Source organism: Marinobacterium sp. MBR-109 (assembly GCF_040547565.1).
Taxonomy (GTDB): domain Bacteria; phylum Pseudomonadota; class Gammaproteobacteria; order Pseudomonadales; family Balneatricaceae; genus Marinobacterium.
On record NZ_JBEPPZ010000002.1, the window covers coordinates 253,421 to 271,851 of the forward strand.

Genomic DNA, 18,431 nt, shown 5'->3' on the forward strand with positions numbered 1-18,431 from the left:
ATTAAGCCTCCCCTGCACGCAGGTTGTTCAGGAACGGCGCGTAGCCATTCTCGCCCATCCAGAACTGAACCAGGTTGGTGACACCATTGGCCGTAAGGGTTGCACCCGAAAGACCGTCCACCTTGTGTTCAGCATCTGCGGTCGATGCATCAACACTGCCCTTGATCAGCTGGATCTTGGGATCCGTCTTGTCTTCACCGTAGACTTCCTTGCCAGGCCACAGCGCCTTCCAGGAAGGGTTATCGACTTCGCCACCCAGCCCCGGGGTCTCGGCATGGGAGTAGAAACCCAGACCCACAACGGTGTTCAGGTCGCCTTCCAGCGCCAAGAATCCATACAGGGTAGACCAGAGACCCTTACCGTGAACCGGCAGGATGACCTTTTCAACAGATCCATCAGAACCTTCTATGAGATAAACCGGCTGAACACGGGCAATCGTCTTGATACCGGCCTTGTCTTCAGAACGGTCGAGTCGGATATTCTGCTGCGGGTCCTTGGCAGCCTTGGCTTCGTCATAGGTCGCTGGCATTTCAACAAATCTGCCGGTTTCCAGATCCACATAGCGAGTGGTGATCTGCTTGAACAGTTCATCCACCGATTTGCTCGGATCTGAAATGCCCGCCGCCGCCAGAATGTTGCTCTTGCGGTCAAGCTCCTTATTGGCCACCTGCATGGGTTTGAGAATTACAGCCGCTGCAGACACCACTACGGAGCAGACAACACACAGCAGAACCGTAACCAGTATCGTTTTGCGGATAGTATCGTTATTAGCTGACATTACGCTTCATCCTCCGCTTGATATTGGCCTGCACAACAAAGTTGTCGATCAGCGGCGCGAACAGGTTGGCAAACAGAATCGCCAGCATCATGCCTTCCGGGAAGGCCGGGTTGGCGACACGGATCAGCACCACCATTACACCGATCAGCGCACCGAACACCCATTTGCCGGTATTGGTCATGGAGGCTGATACAGGATCGGTTGCCATGAAGAACATGCCGAAGGCAAAACCACCCAATACAAAGTGCCACCAGAACGGCATGTTGAACATCGGGTTGGTATCGGATCCGATAGCGTTGAAGAGCAGTGTCATGCCCACCATGCCGAGGAACACACCAGCGACGATACGCCAGGCCGCGATCCTGGCAAAAACGATGATCAAGCCACCGATCAAAATAGCCAGGGTAGAGGTTTCACCTACCGAGCCCTGAATGGTGCCGATGAAAGCATCAAACCAGGTGACGTTTGCTGCCAGAATCGCTTCAACGCCGCCCATGGCGGCAAGACCCAGCGGGGTTGCTCCCGAGAAACCGTCAACAGCGGTCCAGATCGCATCACCTGACATCTGTGCCGGGTAGGCAAAGAACAGGAATGCACGACCGGTCAAAGCCGGGTTGAGGAAGTTCTTGCCGGTGCCGCCAAACACTTCCTTGCCAATCACCACGCCGAAGCTGATACCCAGTGCAACCTGCCACAGCGGGATGGTCGGCGGCAGAATCAGTGAGAACAGTATGGAGGTCACGAAGAAGCCTTCGTTGACTTCATGACCACGCTTCATGGCGAACAGCACTTCCCAGAAGCCACCCACCACAAACGTGGTGATGTAGATCGGCAACCAGTAGACCGCACCGTGAATGATGTTGTCCCAAACACTGTCCGGGCTGAAGCCCGTCAGAGAGGCTGCCAGAGCACCGCGCCATCCGGCCGACTCGCTCAGACCAAGTTCGGCCATGGCGGTATTGGCCTGCAGGCCTATGTTATACATCCCGAAGAAAATTGCCGGGAAGGTACACAGCCAGACCAGAATCATAATGCGCTTCAGATCAACGCCGTCACGCACATGTGCCGCGTTTTTGGTGACCTGACCGGGTGTGTAGAAAATGGTATCCACCGCTTCATACAGGGCATACCAGTTTTCGTATTTGCCGCCTTTATGGAAATGCGGCTCCATTTTATCCAGAACGGTTCTTAAACTCATGACCAGCCTCTCTTACGCCTCTTTCTCGATGCGCGTCAGGTTGTCGCGAAGAATCGGACCGTACTCGTACTTGCCAGGGCACGCGAAGGTGCACAGTGCGAGGTCCTCTTCATCCAGCTCAAGACAACCGAGCTGCATCGCGGTCACGATATCGCCGGTTACCAGTGCGCGCAGCAACTGAGTCGGCAGGATATCCAGCGGCATCAACGCTTCAAACTGACCTACGGGAATCATTGCCCGCTCGGATCCGTTCGTCGTTGTGGTGAAATTGAATTTCTTGCCCGGAGACAGCATGGACGCAAACATGTTCAAGACAGAGAACTTGTTGCTGCCTGGAGCGATCCAGCCCAGAAGTTCACGCTTGTCACCCTCCAGCAGCACGCTGACCTGATTGGCATAGCGGCTGAGGAAAGCATGAGGGCCAAGTGCGGCACGGCCATTCCAGACAGAGCCGCTGATAACGCGGCTTTTGCCTGGCAGCAGACGCCCGGCCACAAGCTCTTCAGTGGAAGCACCAAGTCGGGTACGCAGCAGCTGTGGCTTTTCAACTTGAGGGCCTGCCAGCGCAACAATGCGATCAACAGGCAGACGCCCTTCCGTAAACAGGCGTCCGAAAGCGATCACATCCTGATAGCCGATGGTCCAGACCGTTTTCTGCTGCGACACCGGATCCAGGAAGTGGATATGTGTACCGGCGTTACCAGCCGGATGCTTGCCGGCAAATTCAGCAACTTCGACACCTTCAGCGGTTGGCACATTGGCACCACTGGCCTGACACAGGTAAACCTTGCCACCGCTGAGGTGAGTCAGCAGTTTGAGGCCATTGGTAAACGCTTCAGCCTGCTGATTGATAATCAGCTCAGGACTGGCGGTGAGCGGATTGGTGTCGATCGCGGTGACGAAGATGGCGTGAGGCGTGGTACCGACCTGAGGCACCCGACTGAAGGGCCGGGTCCGCAACGCAGTCCAGAGACCGGACGACTGCAGATTCTCTTCGATCTGCTCGCGCGTCAGACTGCCCAGTTCAGCGGCGGAATAGCGGGCAAACTCGACCGCTTCTTCCTGCTCGTCCAGTTCAATGACCACGGATTGCAGTACACGGCGTTCGCCACGGTTGATCGCACGGACCACACCGGCGCCCGGAGCCGTATACTGGACCCCTTCTGTTTTTTTATCGGTAAAGATCACCTGACCGAGTTTTACCCGGTCACCCTCTTTGACCTTCATTGACGGCTTCATGCCGACATAATCCTGGCCAAGGAGAGCCACAGTGCGCACAGCGGGACCATCACCGATGGTCTGCTCGGGTGCACCTGCAATCGGTAGATCCAGACCCTTATTGATCTTGATCATTCGTCTCACCCAACTATCGAAAATATTCAGGAGACCTCGCCCCTGCCCAGGCGCACTCAGCCGAATTGGAGCCAGCCTTCCGTGCCGGGAAACAGACGCAGGATTCCCACCTAAAAATCCGCACAAGTATAACCGACACCCTTGTTGTTTTTCTACAAGCCACTGATTTGCCGAGCCGGATCAGAGTGATAAAAAGGTATACATGAAGAGACCGTATAGGAATATACATATACCTATATGGAATATTTGGTTTTGCACAATAAAAAAGGCCACCCGAAGCGAGCAGCCTTTCTTTAAACAAGCAAAAGCTTATTTACTGTTTTTCGGGAACGCCTGCAGAGTACACTTGGTCAGATGCTGCGCCATGCGAACAACCTGACAGCTGTAACCGAATTCGTTGTCATACCATACGTACAGTACACAGCGATTACCGTCGACGATGGTGGCAAGCGCGTCAACCACACCCGCGGCGCGCGAACCAACAAAGTCACTGGAAACCGCTTCCGGCGAGTTGCTGTAATCGATCTGCTTCTGCAGATCAGAGTGCAGTGCCGCATCCCGCAGGAAGGCATTCAGCTCTTCCTTGTCAGTGGATTTTTCCAGATTCAGGTTCAGGATCGCCATTGACACGTTCGGCGTGGGAACACGGATCGCATTACCGGTCAGCTTGCCTTCCAGTTCCGGCAGCGCCTTGGCAACGGCTTTGGCTGCCCCGGTCTCGGTCAGAACCATGTTCAATGCCGCAGCGCGACCACGACGATCACCCTTGTGGTAGTTGTCGATCAGGTTCTGGTCGTTGGTGTAGGAGTGAACGGTTTCAACATGTCCATTCACGACGCCAAACTGATCGTTGACAGCCTTCAGTACCGGTACGATGGCATTGGTGGTACAGGATGCTGCAGACAGTACGCGGTCATCGTCATTGATATCGTTGTGATTAACGCCCATCACGATGTTCTTGACACCCTTGCCTGGCGCCGTCAGCAGAGCACGCGCAACACCCTTGGACTGCAGATGCAGAGACAGGCCAGCCTCATCGCGCCACTTGCCGGTGTTGTCGATGACCAGTGCGTTTTTAATGCCGTACTGGGTGTAGTCGACCTGATCCGGGCCATCGGCAAAAATCACCTGGATGTAATTGCCGTTGGCAATGATCGCATTGTTTTCTTCATCGATCTGAATAGTGCCCTTGAAGGAGCCATGCACCGAGTCACGACGCAACAGGCTGGCACGCTTTTCGAGATCGTTCTCGGCGTTACCCTTGCGTACAACAATGGCACGCAGGCGCAGAGAGTGACCACCACCGGCCCGATCCAGCATCAGGCGCGCCAGCAGACGACCGATGCGGCCAAAGCCGTACAGTACAACATCGGTGGACTCATGCGCTTCGGCCGGCTCGGTAGAGGCATCGGCCAGTTCGTCGGCAAGAAAGGCCTGCAGAGTGCGGCCGTTACCTTCATTGCGGAATTTTACCGCCAGTTTGCCAATATCGATGTGAGCATTGGTCACATCCATTTCGGCCACGGCTTCCAGCACCGGGAAGGTATCCACCACGGACAGCTCTTCAGCTTCCAGCTGGCGCACAAAGCGATGTGCCTTGAGAATATTGATCACAGACCGCTTGACGATCAGACGACCATAGACAGAGATCTCTACGTTTCGGTCACGGTACAGACGACCTACCAGTGGCACCATCGCTTCCGCGATCGCTTCACGGGCTTTCCAGTCTGCAAAAATCAGTTCTTGGCTCACGGGGTAACTCCGAAATTGTCAACGCTCAATTTGGGTGCGCGCATTATCCTCTTTTCACACGGCCGGGGCAAACCCGGTAACGCTAGACTTTGGTCCCCTTGTTGTTACGAGGCTGCGTTTTACGGTTTCAGCGGTTAAACTGCTCGCCTTTACAACCTGCAGGGAGAAACGGCATTGGCGGTCGAATTCAACTTTCCATTACCCAAGGGCCCCGGTGACATTCGACGTCTGGGCCAGGTACAGGGCAGCGCCACCGGCCTGCTGACACAGCAGATAGCCCGCCGCCATGACGGCTTGATGCTGCTGATCTGTCAGGATATGGAAAGCGCGGAACGACTGCAGAATGAAGTGAGGTTCTACAGTTGCGATCAGCTGCCGGTTCGCTTGCTGCCTGACTGGGAAACTCTGCCCTATGACAGCTTCTCACCGCACCAGGACATCATTTCCACACGCATCCAGACACTGCATCAGCTTCCCGAGCAGCAACACGGTGTACTGATCCTGCCGATCAGCACATTGATGCATCGCCTTCCCCCGCTGAGCTTCATCACCGCCAGCGCGTTATTTCTGGAACCGGGGCAGAAGCTCGACAGCATCGCGTTGCGCCAGCGCTTTACCGATGCCGGTTACACCGCCGTTGATACCGTCTATGAGCATGGCGAATTTGCCATCCGCGGCGCGATCATCGACCTGTATCCCATGGGCTCCGAGCTGCCGCTGCGCATCGACCTGTTCGATGACGAAATCGATACCATCCGCACATTCGACCCGGAGAGCCAACGCTCCATCGACAAGGTGGATCGAGTAAGGCTGCTGCCCGCCAAGGAGTTCCCGTTTCATCAGGAAGCAATTACCCGTTTCAAGCAGCGCTGGCGCGAGCGGTTTGATGTGGACCACACCCGCTGCCCGTTGTATCAGGATGTTGCCAGCGGGTTGACACCACCAGGGATCGAATACTATGCCCCGCTCTTTTTCGAGCAGACAGCGACCCTGTTTGATTATCTGCCCGACAACACCCTGATACTTCATGACCGACACCTCAACTCGGCCGCCGAGCATTTCTACCACGATGTACAGCAGCGACACGATGAACGCCGCGGTGACCTGCAGCGCCCGATCCTCTCGCCTGCCGAACTGTTTCTTTCCGCTGAGGAGCTTTTCAGCGCACTGCGGCAACGCCCCGTCATTCGACTCAATGAAGAGGCCGAGGAGGTCAAGCCCGGTCGCGACAACCTGCCCTGTACCACCCTGCCCGATTTCAGTACGGATGACCGCCAGACACCGCTTACTTCCCTGCAGACATATCGCCAGCATGATGCCACTCCCATTCTGATCTGTGCAGAGTCGGCTGGTCGTCGTGAGGCACTGCTGGAACATGCACGCAAGGCCGGGCTTGATCTTGCCGAGTGCGATGACTGGTCGGATTTCGTATCACGGCAGCCAGACCTGGCGATCACCACCTTTGCTCTCGAACGGGGACTGTACATTCCGGGCCAGCTGCAGCTGATTACCGAGACCCAGCTGTTCGGACGTCAGGTATTCCAGCGCCGCCGCCGTGAAAAGCAGCAAATTGACTCTGACCAGGCAATTCGCCACCTGTCCGAGCTCACCATCGGCGCTCCGGTTGTTCACCTGGATCATGGTGTGGGTCGTTACCTTGGCATGCAGACCATCAGTGTCGATCAGCAGACCGCCGAATTCCTGGTGCTGGAATATGCAGATGACGCCAAGCTGTATGTACCGGTCTCTTCTCTGCACCTGATTGGCCGTTATTCCGGCGCCAGCGACGAGTCAGCACCCCTGCACCGACTGGGAACCGAACAGTGGAGCAAGGCACGACGCAAGGCGGCCGAAAAGGTGCGCGACTCAGCCGCCGAATTGCTCGATATTTATGCCCGCCGCGCGGCCCGCAAGGGATTCAGTTTCGACTGCAGCGAAGCGGAGTATGAACGCTTTTCAGCCAGCTTTCCGTTCGAGGAAACACCGGATCAGGCCAATGCCATCAATGCCGTTGTCGGCGACATGCGCGCAGCCACTCCAATGGACCGGCTGGTGTGTGGTGACGTGGGTTTCGGCAAGACGGAAGTCGCAATGCGAGCGGCCTTCATCGCGGTACAGAGCGGCAAGCAGGTCGCGGTACTGGTACCCACCACTCTGCTGGCGCAGCAGCACTTCGAAAACTTCCGCGACCGATTCGCCGACTGGCCTGTCGAAGTGGAGCTGATTTCGCGCTTCAAAAGCGCCAAACAGCAACAGACGACTCTTCACGCACTCAGCGAGGGCAAGGTCGACATCCTGATCGGCACCCATAAACTGCTTCAGGGGGATATCCGTTTCAGCGATCTTGGCCTGCTGATCATTGATGAGGAGCACCGTTTTGGTGTACAGCAAAAAGAGCGCCTCAAGTCGTTGCGCTCCGAGGTCGACATTCTGACCCTGACGGCCACCCCGATTCCCCGCACACTCAACATGGCCATGTCCGGCATCCGTGACCTGTCCATCATTGCCACTGCGCCGGCCCGGCGCCTATCGGTAAAAACCTTTGTGCGCCAGCACGACGAGCCGATGGTCAAGGAAGCGATCCTGCGCGAGCTGCTGCGAGGCGGCCAGGTGTACTACCTTCACAACGAAGTCAAAACCATTGAGAAGGTAGCGCAGGATATCGGCGCCCTGGTGCCGGAAGCGCGTGTTGCCATTGGCCACGGACAGATGCGCGAACGTGAGCTTGAGCAGGTCATGAGTGATTTCTATCACAAGCGCTTCAACGTACTGGTCTGCACCACCATCATTGAAACCGGCATCGATGTACCCAGTGCCAACACCATTATCATTGATCGCGCCGACAAATTCGGCCTGGCCCAGCTGCACCAGCTGCGGGGCCGTGTGGGCCGTTCTCACCATCAGGCCTATGCCTATCTGTTGACTCCGCCCGCTCGCGCCATGACACAGGATGCGATCAAACGGCTGGAAGCGATCAGCGAAGCCAACACTCTCGGAGCCGGCTTTACTCTGGCAACCCACGACCTGGAGATTCGAGGAGCGGGTGAGCTGCTGGGTGAAGAGCAAAGCGGCCAGATGCAGAGCGTGGGCTTCGGCCTGTACATGGAGATGCTGGACCAGGCAATCAAGGCCATTCGTGAAGGCAAAACTCCGGATCTTGACAAGCCTCTGCACCATGGCTGCGAGGTCAGCCTGCACCTGCCCGCGCTGATTCCTGATGACTACCTGCCGGACGTCCATAATCGACTGATCATCTACAAGCGCATTGCCAATGCAGTAGATGCCAATGCACTGGATGAACTGCAGGTTGAAATGATTGATCGCTTTGGCCTGCTGCCTGAGCCGACCCGCAACCTGATGCGGCTGACACACCTGAAGCTGAAGGCTGAAGCGCTGGGCATCGTCAAGCTTGATGCCGGCGACAAGGCCGGTCGTATCGAGTTCGAAGCCGAGCCCAACATCGACCCACTGACACTGATCACCATGATTCAGCGCCAGCCACAGCGTTTCCGTCTGGACGGTGCCAGCGTATTGCGGTTTACTCAACCCATGGAAAAGGTCGCGTCCCGTTTCGAAGCGGTCGAGTCACTGCTTACCCAACTGTCACCCAAAGAGAAAGAGTGATCCTATGCCCGGTTTACTGCAGCGCACCCTGACACTGGCAACCCTTTCGAGCCTGACGGCAATAGCCAGCGCCGCCGATCTGTACAAGGTCGAGATGCTGGTGTTTGCCAATGAGAGCGGCATCGGTGTGAACGATGAATACTGGCCGGATATTGCACCTGCCGACATCAGCGGCGCCGTGTTTCCACGCAGTTGGGACGGCTATCCCTTGCAGGCCTTTGAGGAACTGCCACGCAACGATTTACGCCTGAGTGCAGATGCAAGCCGCCTGACCCGCAGTGGCGACTACAGCGTGCTCTACCACCGCGGCTGGCTGCAACCCATTGGTGGCAGGCAACAGGCCCGATCAGTACGCGTAAAGGCCAGCACTGAAGGCTACGAACTGGACGGTTCAATCAGCATTTACCGCAACCGTTTCCTGCATGCACAGCCCAGCCTGCAACTGAGCAGCCATGGACGGTCTCCACAGGCACTGCCCGCAACAGACAGCGACACACTTTATCGCCCCGCCGCCTGGCTGCTGCAGGACGCGCGCCGCATGCGCTCAAATGAAATTCATTATATCGACCACCCACAGATGGGTGTGCTTTTGATCATTCGCCCTGTCGACAATTAAGTCGACTTAACGGGCTCTCAAACTGCATTAAGCTGACTGAAGCGGCTGTCGGGGATGGCCGCCAGCGCCTGTGGCGTCCCTTGCTCAAGCACCTGCCCCCTGTCCAGTATCACAACGCGATCAAACAGTGCGGCCGTCTGCAGATGGTGACTGATCATGACCAGCGTACGCTCGGGGTAGAGCCGAAGAACATTCTCCACGACAGCGGCTTCGGTTGCGGCATCAAGCCCCTCGGTCGGCTCATCGAGCAGCAGGATGGGCGCATCACGCAACAGCGCTCTCGCCAGCGCAAGACGTTTGCGCTGGCCCCCTGAAAGGCGACTGCCAGATTCACCTATCGAGTAGGACAAAGGCTCATCCCCCAGCTCCATATCCAGTCGCACGACGGCCAGTACCGATGCCATTGCCGTCTCATCCGCTGCCGCATTGGCCAGTGCCAGATTGTCAGCGACAGTACCGGCAAAAAGCTGCACCGGCTGCGAAAGAACACTCATCTGCTCCCGCAGGGTTGATTCACTGTAGTGAGCAACTGCATGACCACCCAGTAAAACCTGTCCCTGCTGGGGGTCATGAAAACGCGCCAGCAAGCTGACAAGCGTGCTTTTGCCACTGCCGGTGTGTCCCAGCAAGAGTATTTTTTCACCAGCCGACACCTGCAGCGAAAAGTGATCCAGCACAGGTTCTGCAGAGCGGTCATAATGGAAACATACCTGATCAAAACTGAAGCTGCCGGGCGTAAGCACCTGGACCTCATCCGTCGGCGGGTAATTGATCAGCGGCTCAGCTTCAGCAACTTCCTGCAGGCGCGCAGCCGCTCGGCGTGTCTTGCCAAGATACTGATAAGCCAAGGGTAATGGTGCCACGACTTCAAACAGTGCCAGTACGCAAAACAGCACCATGGCGAGCTGAGCCGGTTCAAGCCTGCCGTCGTAAACCTGCTCAACGCCCATGGCCAAAGTAAGCAGACCGGTCGTGCCGCCAATAAATACCATCAGCGCCGTCATCAGGCCAGTCAGAAGCGACATGCGCAATTGGGTGCGCTGCAACCTTGCCTCCTCGGCAGTGGCTGCATCAATGGCCCGCTGTACACCCCCATAGATATGCAGATCTGCCAACCCCTGTACCAGCGCTATCAACTGCTGTCGCAGACGCGCTGTCGCCATCACCTGCCGCTCACCAATGTGACGTGCCGACAGGTGTGCCAGCAGCGGTGTGATCACGCCCGCCAACAGCAGACCGACCGCTGCCAACAGTGCAATCGTTGGGCTGTAAAGTGCCAGAAAACCCAATACCAGCACGGATACCAGCAATGCGATCACACTGGGCGCCAGCACACGTAGATACAGGTTATCCAGCGCATTGACGTCAGCAATCAGTCGGTTCAGCAGATCAGCAGAGCGAAACTGCTGCAGACGCGCAGGACCAAGCGGTTCGAGGCAGCGATAGAACCAGCTGCGCAGATCGGCCAGCAGTCGAAAGGTTGCTTCGTGAGTCGTGACCCGTTCAAAGTAACGCCCTGCCGTTCTGGCAATGGCAAAACCGCGCACCCCGGCGCCCGGGGTAAAGTAGTTGAACTGCTGGGCTGTAACCGCACTCATGCCTGCCAGGGCCGCTGCCGATATGAACCAGCCCGACAGCGTCATCAGACCGATACTGGCCAATAGCGTGACCAGCCCCAGCAAGGTACCAAGCAGCACCCAGTTCAGGTGTGGTCGCATCAGCCCAACGAATGGACGCAATTCTTTCATGTCGCGCCTCCGGCTTCCGGTGCGTCTGTACTCAAGGGGCTCAGCTGCCCGTTTTCAAGCTGCCAGACTTCATCCGCCTGCAGCATGGAGGAGCGCCGATGTGTCAGCATCAATACCAGCCTGCCTGCACACAGTTGCTGCAGCGACTCCAGCACCAGCTGCTCGCTGTCCCGGTCGAGGTTGGCGGTAGGCTCGTCCAGTAACAGAACCGGGGCGTCCTTGAGAAAGGCGCGCGCCAGCGCCAAACGCTGAATCTGGCCACCGGAGAGGCCACTGCCCTGCTCACCCACAGTTGTATCCAGCCCATCAGGCAAACGTTGCACGAATTCGAGCGCATTGGCCTGTTCCAGTGCCTGATACAGGGCGTGTTCGCTGGCGCCTGGAGCGGCCAGCAGCAAATTGTCGCGCAGACTGCCCGGAAACAGCGTTGTGTGCTGACTGACCCAGGCAACCTGTTCCAGCCAGGCGTAACTTCCGATCGTCTGCAGTGATGTTCGGTTAACCATGACCTGACCTTCACTGAGCTGACGAAACCCCAATAACACCTGCAGCAGGGATGATTTGCCGGCACCACTGGGACCTGACAGCGCGACAATTCGGCCACGTTGCAGGGTCAGGTTGACCCCACTAAACACTGGCGCCTGACGGCCAGGATAGGTCAGCGCCGCGTTTACAAGGCTGATCTGATGCACTGAAGAATCAAGCCCAGCGCCCTCTGCGGCTATCGCCCTGGGTGTCGCATCCAGCAGCTCACGCAGCTTGTCCGCGGCGGCCACCGCTTCCTGCCGGGCATGGTAATGCGTGCCCAGCTCCCGCAGGGGCAGATAAAACTCGGGGGCCAGCAACAGGATAAACAGACCTTGGTAAAGATTCACCGGTGCATCCCAGTAGCCGAAGTCCAGGTGGCCAAGAAAGCTGAAACCCAAATAAACCGCGACCACGGCAATGGAGATGGAAGCAAAGAACTCAAGCACGGCTGAGGACAGAAATGCCAGGCGCAGCACCTGCATGGTGCGCTGACGAAATTCGTCCGCCCCGGTCTTGATCACCTCTGCCTGAGCCCGGCTACGGTCAAACAGTTTCAGCGTTACTATGCCCTGCACCACATCAAGAAAATGCGATCCCAGCTGTGACAATGCAGCAAAGTTACGTCGATTGGCTTCGGCGGCACGGGTTCCCACCAGTGCCATAAAGAGGGGTATCAACGGGGCCGTGAGCAGGAAAATAAGCCCTGCAGCCCAATTTACCGGGAAGATGAACGCGAGTATAACCAGCGGCAACATTGCAGCCAGCGCCATCTGCGGCAGATATCGGGCAAAAAAACCGTCCAGTGCTTCCACCTGTTCAAGCAGAATGCTGCTCAGCTCACCACTGCGCTGGTCGCCCGTATAGGCCGGCCCAAGACGGTTGATGTGATTCAGCAACAACCCTCTCAGGCCGCGCCTGATCCGAATTGATGCCTGTTGGCCGGCCCACTCCCTGAGCACACCCAGCAGAGCTCTCAGCAGCAGCGCCGCCAGCAGCATGAGCAGCAACGGCCAATGCTGTGCCAGCGGCTGCTGGCTGAACACAGTGCCATTCACCACCCTTGCGAGCAGGTGAGCCTGAACAATCAACATCAGACCAATGCCCAGCCCCGCTGCCACACTGAGCCAGACCCAGCGTTTTTCCTGCCTGCCCAACTGCTGCAGCCAGCGTTTTTGCTCCCTTTCCTGCAAACGGCTCATGCTTGCTGTCCCGATTCGGCGGCCTGTTGCGGTACAGGTTCCGGCTGGACAGCTTCCGCTGCTGCCATGTGGATGGTTTGGGTCGGGAACGCAAACTCGGCACCATGGCTGAAGATAATATCGGCTATCTTCAGCATCACATCCTGCTTGATTTCGTGATACTTAACCCACTGTGTGGTTTTGGTGAAGGTATACACCATAAAGTCGAGGGAGGAAGGGCCAAAGCGATTAAGCTGCACAATCAGTGTCTGGCGCGTATCAATTTCCGGATGGTTGCGGATCATCTCGCGCACATCATCAACGATTGCCTTGACCTTGTCCGCGTCATCATAGCGGACGCCCACATGTTCAAAAATGCGTCGATTACGCATCCGTGAAGGGTTTTCCACCGAGATGCTGGTAAAGGTTGCATTGGGAACGTACAGAGGCCTTTGGTCAAAGGTACGAATTCGTGTCAGGCGCCAGCCGATATGTTCGACGGTCCCCTCTATCTCCTTATCCGGCGAACGCACCCAGTCACCCACTCGAAACGGGCGGTCCATATACACCATCAGACCACCGAAAAAGTTGGCGAGCAGATCCTTGGCTGCAAAGCCAACGGCTATACCGCCGATACCGCCAAATGCCAGAATGCCTGAAATACTGACACCGGATGACTGCAGTACCGTAAGCCCTGCCAAGATGAACACAATCAGGCGCAGCAGCTTGGCAACGGCGTCAGCGGTGGTACGATCCACCTGCTTGCGACCTGCCACCGGCGTTGTCAGGTAGCTTTCGCCGGCGCTGATAAAGCGGATCAGCCCCCAGGCCAGAATGATGATAATCCCAAGACGACGCAGGTCACCGCCAATTCCCGTGCTGACCGGCAGGCCGTTTCGACTGAAGATTTCAAGCAGCAGGGATATGCCAATGATCCAGATCAGAAGGCGCAGCGGTGTTTTGATCGACTTCAACAGCAGATCATCCCAGGCGGGGGCTCTCTGACTCAAATGGTGAATCAAGCGCCCCATCACCCAGTTGAACACAACGGTTAACAGCCACACCAGAACAATAACGGCAGTGGCGGCCACCTGCCAGCTGTAATCCTCCAACACAGGCCACTGTCTGAACAGGGGGGCCAGCAGAGGTTTCAGCAGCTGTTCGAGCATCAGATCTCCTTGAGTAACTCAGCCGCCAGCTGGCGGCTTTCATTCAGACGGTCAGGGTCCGGAATCCGCGCAGGACGGGCGCGCATCCGAGCCAGGCGGTGTGAAGCGGCAACCGAACCGGTTCTCAAATGCTCAAGCACCTGCCGTGCGCCTTCAGGATGATTACAGACCAGCACCATGTCACAACCGGCTGCCAGTGCACGATCACAGCGCTCGGCATAGCTGCCGGCCTGACTGGCCCCCTCCATACTGAGGTCGTCGCTGAAGATCACGCCATCAAAGTGCAGCCACTGACGCAGAACCTGTTGCAGCCAATAACTGGAGAACCCTGCCGGTGCCGAGCAAACCTGGCTGTACACCACATGTGCCGGCATTACGCCATCAAGCCCGCGTCGGATCAATGCGTCAAATGGCCGCAGGTCCTGTTCTTCGATTTCAGCCATGCTGCGTTCGTCAATCGGCAGCTCAAGGTGCGAATCGGCCCTAACCCAGCCATGGCCAGGGAAATGTTTGCCGGTCGCAGCCATCCCGGCTTCATGCATGCCTGCCATTACACCACCGGCCAGCTGGATAACCGCTTCAGGGTCGGCACCAAAGGCACGGTCTCCGATTACGCTGCTCTGCCCCCAGTCAAGATCCAGCACCGGTGCAAAACTGATATCGATATCGAACTGACGCAGCTCGGTCGCCATTAGCCAGCCAAGCTCATGGGCGCAGGCGATCGCATGATGCGGATTCTGCTGCCAGCGACGTCCCAGTACAGCCATGGGGGGCAAGCGGGTAAAGCCTTCACGGAAACGCTGAACACGCCCCCCCTCCTGATCAACCGCCACCAGCAGATCTGCCCGCAGCGCACGAATCGACGCCATCAGCGACTTGAGCTGGTCCGGGTTGTCGTAGTTGCGGCTGAACAGAATCAGCCCGCCTACCTGGGGGCTCTTGATCTGCTCGGTTTCGACTGCATTCAGTGCAGTCCCCTCAATATCAAGCATCAGAACGCCAGTGGTCATGATCTACTCTTCTATCAGAATGTCAGTGCCGGGAGAGACCTGCTCAAACAGCTCCAGCAGGTCCGTGTTGCGCATCCGAATACAGCCATGAGACAAGGGCGTTCCCATGGGCTCCGTATCCGGGGTGCCGTGTATGTAGATATAGCGTCGTTGGGTATCAACCGCCCCCCCTCTGTTGAAGCCGGGTTCACGGCCACACAGCCAGAGAATGCGGGTCAAAATCCAGTCGCGCTCGGGGTGAGAGGCTGCCAGTCTGTCGGAATAGACCTCACCGGTCGGTCGGCGACCGACAAATACGGCCCCCGCGGGTTGGCCAGAGCCGATGCAGGCACGAATATAGTGCCTGCCACGCGGTGTACAGCCACTGCCGTTGCGCTCACCGGCCCCGGCCTTCGCCGTTGACACCGGGTAGCTGTGTGCACCCTTTTCGGTATGCACAACCAGTTGCTGCCGCTTCAGTGAAACCTGCAGCCAAACCTGCATCAGTGCGTTCCGTTGCGGACCGGTGCCTTCATCCCGGCCGAAATGACCGGAATCATTCGCGCCAGAATCTGTTCCAGTTCCACTTCAGTGGCTTCACCGTGCTGCTCAAGCGCACTCAGTGTGTGCATGTTGGACAGGGTGAAAATGACTGAACCCAGCAGGAAGTGAAGGCGCCAGAAGAATTCACGCTCATCCAGCGGCGCGGCATCTGCCCTGAAATACTGCAGGTAACGCTCAAAGCGCGCTCCGTAACGCTCGCGCAAAAAAGCCTGCAGGTCATGCTGACTGGGCAGATAGGCCTGATCCAACAGCCGCATCAGTACCGAAAGTGCGTGCTGGTTTTGACTGTGCACATGCACCAGCGCCTGGGCCATCAGCTGAAGCAACTCATCCAGGCCCGGGGTGGCATCGGTCACCTTGAGCTGCACCAGGCCCTTGTCGATCTGTTCACACAGTGGTGACAGCGAGCGCTCGGCAACCGAGCGGATCAACCCGAACTTGGAGCCAAAGTGGTAATTGACCGCTGCCAGATTAACCTCCGCAAGCCCGGTAATCTGGCGCATGGTGGTTTCCTTGAAGCCCTGTTCGGAGAACAGCCTCTCTGCGGCCTGAATGATCCGCCCAGCCGTATCAGAGGTGTCATACATCTGCAGATCCTCCGGCCGTTCCATTAACGATCTCCATCTCATCTCAACTCACGATCCCATACAACATCAATTACTCAAAAATAGACTCTGTCAGCGCGACAGCAGGCGGCTGTTATGCAGACGATGCCACCATCGCAGCAACAGGCTATCGGATGTCGACACTGCCAGCTGCCCCAGTCGCTCCTGCAGCCCTCGTCTGACCTCGTAGCGCAACTCATAAACGTCGCGATCCTGACACAGTTTAAACAGATAGTCGTCGCTCGTACTGATCGCGTCAATGAGCTTTTCGTTCAGCGCCTTGCGACCAAACCACACTTCACCTGTGGCAACCTTGTCCAGATCCAGTTGCGGACGGTACTCACTGACAAACGTCTTGAACAGGGAGTGGGTATCCTCCAGCTCTTCAATAAACTTTTCCCGACCTTTTTCCGTATTTTCGCCGAAAACGGTGAGCGTGCGCTTGTATTCGCCTGCCGTCAGTACTTCATAGTCCACTTCATGCTTTTTGAGCAAGCGGTGGAAATTGGGCAACTGCGCAACCACACCAATGGAACCGATGACCGCGAAAGGCGCCGCCACCAGGTGGTTGGCAATACAGGCCATCATATAGCCGCCACTGGCTGCCACCCGGTCAACACACACCGTGAGCCGAATATTGCCGGCACGGAAGCGTTCCAGCTGCGAACTGGCCAGACCATAGGCATGCACCAGCCCACCCGGACTTTCAAGGCGGACAACGACCTCATCGTCCGCATCGGCTATCGTCAGGACGGCTGTTACCTCTTCCCTCAGACGATCAACATCAGAGGCATGCATGTCACCATCGAAATCGAGTACAAAAACGCGCTGACGCGGCTTTTCGGGCTCTTCACCTTTCTTCAGGGCTTTTTTCAGAGCCTTGGCTTCAGCCTTTTCCTGCTTGCGGCGTGCCTTCTCATGCTGACGCGCCAGGGCTTCATCTACCACCGCCGCCTCGATATCGGTTTTCATGTCCTCGAGATGATCATTAATGCTCTTGATCTCGATATGACCTTCACGCTGCTCCTTTCTGCGTTCCACCAGCGCGGCCACGCCGCCCAACAGCAGCAAAAGTCCGACAATCAGGGTCAGGGTTTTGGCCAGAAACAGGCCATACTCGGCTAAAAACGCTGTCAATCTATCTCTCCGGTCAGGGCTAACGGGTTCACTTCAAAGCCGGGGCTACTGTACCATAAACAAAGCTTTTAGCATGCCCGTATCACCGCCAAGGACACCCCATAACATGACCCAGCCACTCACTCTCGAACGCATCGTCAACAAGCTGCCACAGAAGTTCAATCCCGATCAGGCTGCGGGCCTCAATGCCATTTTCCAGTTCCGGCTTAGCGATGCAGAATCTTTCTATATTGATATTCGTGACGGTGAGTGCGCAAGCGAGTATGGCCTGCATGAGGATCCCAACCTGGTGCTGCATCTGGATGAGGCCACCCTGATCCGCATCATCAGCGGTGAGCAGGATGGCATGAGTGCCTTCATGAAAGGCCAGCTCCGTGCCGAAGGCAATGTGATGCTGGCCACTCGACTGGGGAAACTGTTCAGTCGTTAAGACCCGCCTGAGAAGCAAAGAAGTGGTCGATCAGCCGGCGTGCAATACTGAACGGCGGCGGCAGATCGGGCAAGTCATCAACCCCAAACCAGTCGGCCTGCAGGATCTCTTCGCCATCGGGCGCCAGCTCACCATCGACATGGTCGGCAAAGAAGCCAAGCATCAATTGGTGCGGAAAAGGCCATGACTGGCTGGCAAAAAAGCGAATATTGTTCACCTCTATCCCGACCTCTTCATGAACCTCTCTCTTCAATGCGGCTTCCGCTGTTTCGCCCGCCTCAATAAAGCCAGCCAGCGTGCTGTAGCGGCCGGCGGGAAAGCGTGCCGAATGGGCCAGCAGGCAGCGGTCGCCACGGGTCACCAGGACAATGATGCAGGGGGATATGCGCGGGTACTGAACAAGGCCACAGCCGGGGCACTGCCGCGCCAGATCCTGCAGATGCGCTTCAAGGGTATTACCACAGCGGCCACAGAAGCGGTGCTGATCGTGCCAGGTTGCCAGCTGGGATGCCCGCGCCAGGCGCGCATACTCCGCCTCATCAACAGCCCGCGCGAGCAGGCTACGCAGCCCATCGACAGCTGTCATGCCTGCAGGGCATTGAGCAAGAACAGCCAGACCGAAGCCATCATCAACGTTGTAACGAATATCCGCACCATCCGTTTCAGCCGCCGTGAACAGAATGTGGTTATCCTGCTGCAGCAGCCGGCCCTCGTGAGCGAGAAACCAGCGCTCTGCGGTTACGGGATCTGACATTGCGTCTC

General features: G+C 57.1%; 15 protein-coding genes. 3 read left to right on the forward strand and 12 right to left on the reverse strand.

Annotated features, from left to right (window positions below; genetic code table 11):
* Nucleotide 1: 1 nt before the first annotated feature.
* From ABIE60_RS04275 to ABIE60_RS04290, 4 genes are all read right to left on the reverse strand, one after another.
* The gene (locus ABIE60_RS04275; RefSeq protein ID WP_354468025.1) at nucleotides 2–778 is read right to left on the reverse strand and encodes a Na(+)-translocating NADH-quinone reductase subunit C; all 777 of its coding nucleotides are present in this window, start codon (nucleotides 776–778) and stop codon (nucleotides 2–4) included.
* The gene (locus tag ABIE60_RS04280) at nucleotides 768–1,976 is read right to left on the reverse strand and encodes an NADH:ubiquinone reductase (Na(+)-transporting) subunit B (RefSeq protein WP_354468027.1); all 1,209 of its coding nucleotides are present in this window, start codon (nucleotides 1,974–1,976) and stop codon (nucleotides 768–770) included. Before ABIE60_RS04280 ends, ABIE60_RS04275 begins: the two co-directional genes overlap by 11 nt.
* A 12-nt stretch (nucleotides 1,977–1,988) precedes the next feature.
* Nucleotides 1,989–3,329, reverse strand: coding sequence for a Na(+)-translocating NADH-quinone reductase subunit A (locus tag ABIE60_RS04285; RefSeq protein WP_354468028.1), 1,341 nt, complete (start codon nucleotides 3,327–3,329; stop codon nucleotides 1,989–1,991).
* Nucleotides 3,330–3,638: 309 nt separating this feature from the next.
* Entirely contained in the window at nucleotides 3,639–5,081 is a 1,443-nt protein-coding gene (locus ABIE60_RS04290) for a glyceraldehyde-3-phosphate dehydrogenase (RefSeq protein WP_354468029.1), read from the reverse strand.
* 174 nt (nucleotides 5,082–5,255) lie between these two features.
* Here ABIE60_RS04290 and mfd point away from each other — a divergent pair, with 174 nt between their 5' ends.
* On the forward strand, nucleotides 5,256–8,705 hold the full coding sequence (gene mfd, locus ABIE60_RS04295) for a transcription-repair coupling factor (RefSeq protein ID WP_354468031.1): 3,450 nt from the start codon (nucleotides 5,256–5,258) through the stop codon (nucleotides 8,703–8,705).
* 4 nt (nucleotides 8,706–8,709) lie between these two features.
* Nucleotides 8,710–9,321, forward strand: coding sequence for a CsiV family protein (locus ABIE60_RS04300; protein WP_354468032.1), 612 nt, complete (start codon nucleotides 8,710–8,712; stop codon nucleotides 9,319–9,321).
* A 17-nt stretch (nucleotides 9,322–9,338) separates the two neighbouring features.
* Here ABIE60_RS04300 and cydC read toward each other — a convergent pair whose 3' ends face one another.
* The 7 genes from cydC to sohB all read right to left on the reverse strand — a co-directional run bounded on the left by cydC (nucleotide 9,339) and on the right by sohB (nucleotide 17,239).
* Entirely contained in the window at nucleotides 9,339–11,069 is a 1,731-nt protein-coding gene (cydC, locus tag ABIE60_RS04305) for a thiol reductant ABC exporter subunit CydC (protein ID WP_354468034.1), read from the reverse strand.
* Nucleotides 11,066–12,796 carry a thiol reductant ABC exporter subunit CydD gene (gene cydD / locus ABIE60_RS04310; RefSeq protein ID WP_354468035.1) on the reverse strand — a complete coding sequence of 577 codons (1,731 nt, stop codon included), beginning with the start codon at nucleotides 12,794–12,796 and terminating at the stop codon, nucleotides 11,066–11,068. The genes cydC and cydD overlap by 4 nt, the downstream gene beginning before the upstream one ends.
* On the reverse strand, nucleotides 12,793–13,944 hold the full coding sequence (locus ABIE60_RS04315; RefSeq protein ID WP_354468036.1) for a mechanosensitive ion channel family protein: 1,152 nt from the start codon (nucleotides 13,942–13,944) through the stop codon (nucleotides 12,793–12,795). Before ABIE60_RS04315 ends, cydD begins: the two co-directional genes overlap by 4 nt.
* On the reverse strand, nucleotides 13,944–14,954 hold the full coding sequence (nagZ, locus tag ABIE60_RS04320; protein ID WP_354468037.1) for a beta-N-acetylhexosaminidase: 1,011 nt from the start codon (nucleotides 14,952–14,954) through the stop codon (nucleotides 13,944–13,946). The genes ABIE60_RS04315 and nagZ overlap by 1 nt, the downstream gene beginning before the upstream one ends.
* Before the next feature lie 3 nt (nucleotides 14,955–14,957).
* Nucleotides 14,958–15,437 (reverse strand): L,D-transpeptidase family protein, encoded by a 480-nt coding sequence (locus ABIE60_RS04325; protein WP_354468038.1) that lies wholly within the window; start codon nucleotides 15,435–15,437, stop codon nucleotides 14,958–14,960.
* On the reverse strand, nucleotides 15,437–16,108 hold the full coding sequence (locus ABIE60_RS04330; protein ID WP_354468040.1) for a TetR/AcrR family transcriptional regulator: 672 nt from the start codon (nucleotides 16,106–16,108) through the stop codon (nucleotides 15,437–15,439). Before ABIE60_RS04330 ends, ABIE60_RS04325 begins: the two co-directional genes overlap by 1 nt.
* Before the next feature lie 66 nt (nucleotides 16,109–16,174).
* On the reverse strand, nucleotides 16,175–17,239 hold the full coding sequence (sohB, locus tag ABIE60_RS04335; RefSeq protein ID WP_354468042.1) for a protease SohB: 1,065 nt from the start codon (nucleotides 17,237–17,239) through the stop codon (nucleotides 16,175–16,177).
* Between the two features lie 106 nt (nucleotides 17,240–17,345).
* Between sohB and ABIE60_RS04340 the strand changes: the two genes are divergently transcribed.
* The gene (locus ABIE60_RS04340) at nucleotides 17,346–17,669 is read left to right on the forward strand and encodes an SCP2 sterol-binding domain-containing protein (protein WP_354468044.1); all 324 of its coding nucleotides are present in this window, start codon (nucleotides 17,346–17,348) and stop codon (nucleotides 17,667–17,669) included.
* Here ABIE60_RS04340 and nudC read toward each other — a convergent pair.
* Nucleotides 17,659–18,423, reverse strand: a complete 765-nt coding sequence (gene nudC, locus ABIE60_RS04345) for an NAD(+) diphosphatase (RefSeq protein ID WP_354468045.1) — start codon at nucleotides 18,421–18,423, stop codon at nucleotides 17,659–17,661. The genes ABIE60_RS04340 and nudC overlap by 11 nt on opposite strands.
* Nucleotides 18,424–18,431: the final 8 nt, after the last annotated feature.

Bases quoted from the DNA above. Each gene is read 5' to 3' on its own strand.
- ABIE60_RS04340 (WP_354468044.1), top strand. From the start codon at position 17,346: ATGACCCAGCCACTCACTCTCGAACGCATCGTCAACAAGCTGCCACAG.
- cydD (WP_354468035.1), bottom strand. From the start codon at position 12,796: ATGAGCCGTTTGCAGGAAAGGGAGCAAAAACGCTGGCTGCAGCAGTTG.
- ABIE60_RS04280 (WP_354468027.1), bottom strand. From the start codon at position 1,976: ATGAGTTTAAGAACCGTTCTGGATAAAATGGAGCCGCATTTCCATAAA.
- ABIE60_RS04300 (WP_354468032.1), top strand. From the start codon at position 8,710: ATGCCCGGTTTACTGCAGCGCACCCTGACACTGGCAACCCTTTCGAGC.
- cydC (WP_354468034.1), bottom strand. From the start codon at position 11,069: ATGAAAGAATTGCGTCCATTCGTTGGGCTGATGCGACCACACCTGAAC.
- nudC (WP_354468045.1), bottom strand. From the start codon at position 18,423: ATGTCAGATCCCGTAACCGCAGAGCGCTGGTTTCTCGCTCACGAGGGC.
- ABIE60_RS04330 (WP_354468040.1), bottom strand. From the start codon at position 16,108: ATGGAACGGCCGGAGGATCTGCAGATGTATGACACCTCTGATACGGCT.
- ABIE60_RS04325 (WP_354468038.1), bottom strand. From the start codon at position 15,437: ATGCAGGTTTGGCTGCAGGTTTCACTGAAGCGGCAGCAACTGGTTGTG.
- ABIE60_RS04275 (WP_354468025.1), bottom strand. From the start codon at position 778: ATGTCAGCTAATAACGATACTATCCGCAAAACGATACTGGTTACGGTT.
- ABIE60_RS04315 (WP_354468036.1), bottom strand. From the start codon at position 13,944: ATGCTCGAACAGCTGCTGAAACCTCTGCTGGCCCCCCTGTTCAGACAG.
- ABIE60_RS04285 (WP_354468028.1), bottom strand. From the start codon at position 3,329: ATGATCAAGATCAATAAGGGTCTGGATCTACCGATTGCAGGTGCACCC.
- nagZ (WP_354468037.1), bottom strand. From the start codon at position 14,954: ATGACCACTGGCGTTCTGATGCTTGATATTGAGGGGACTGCACTGAAT.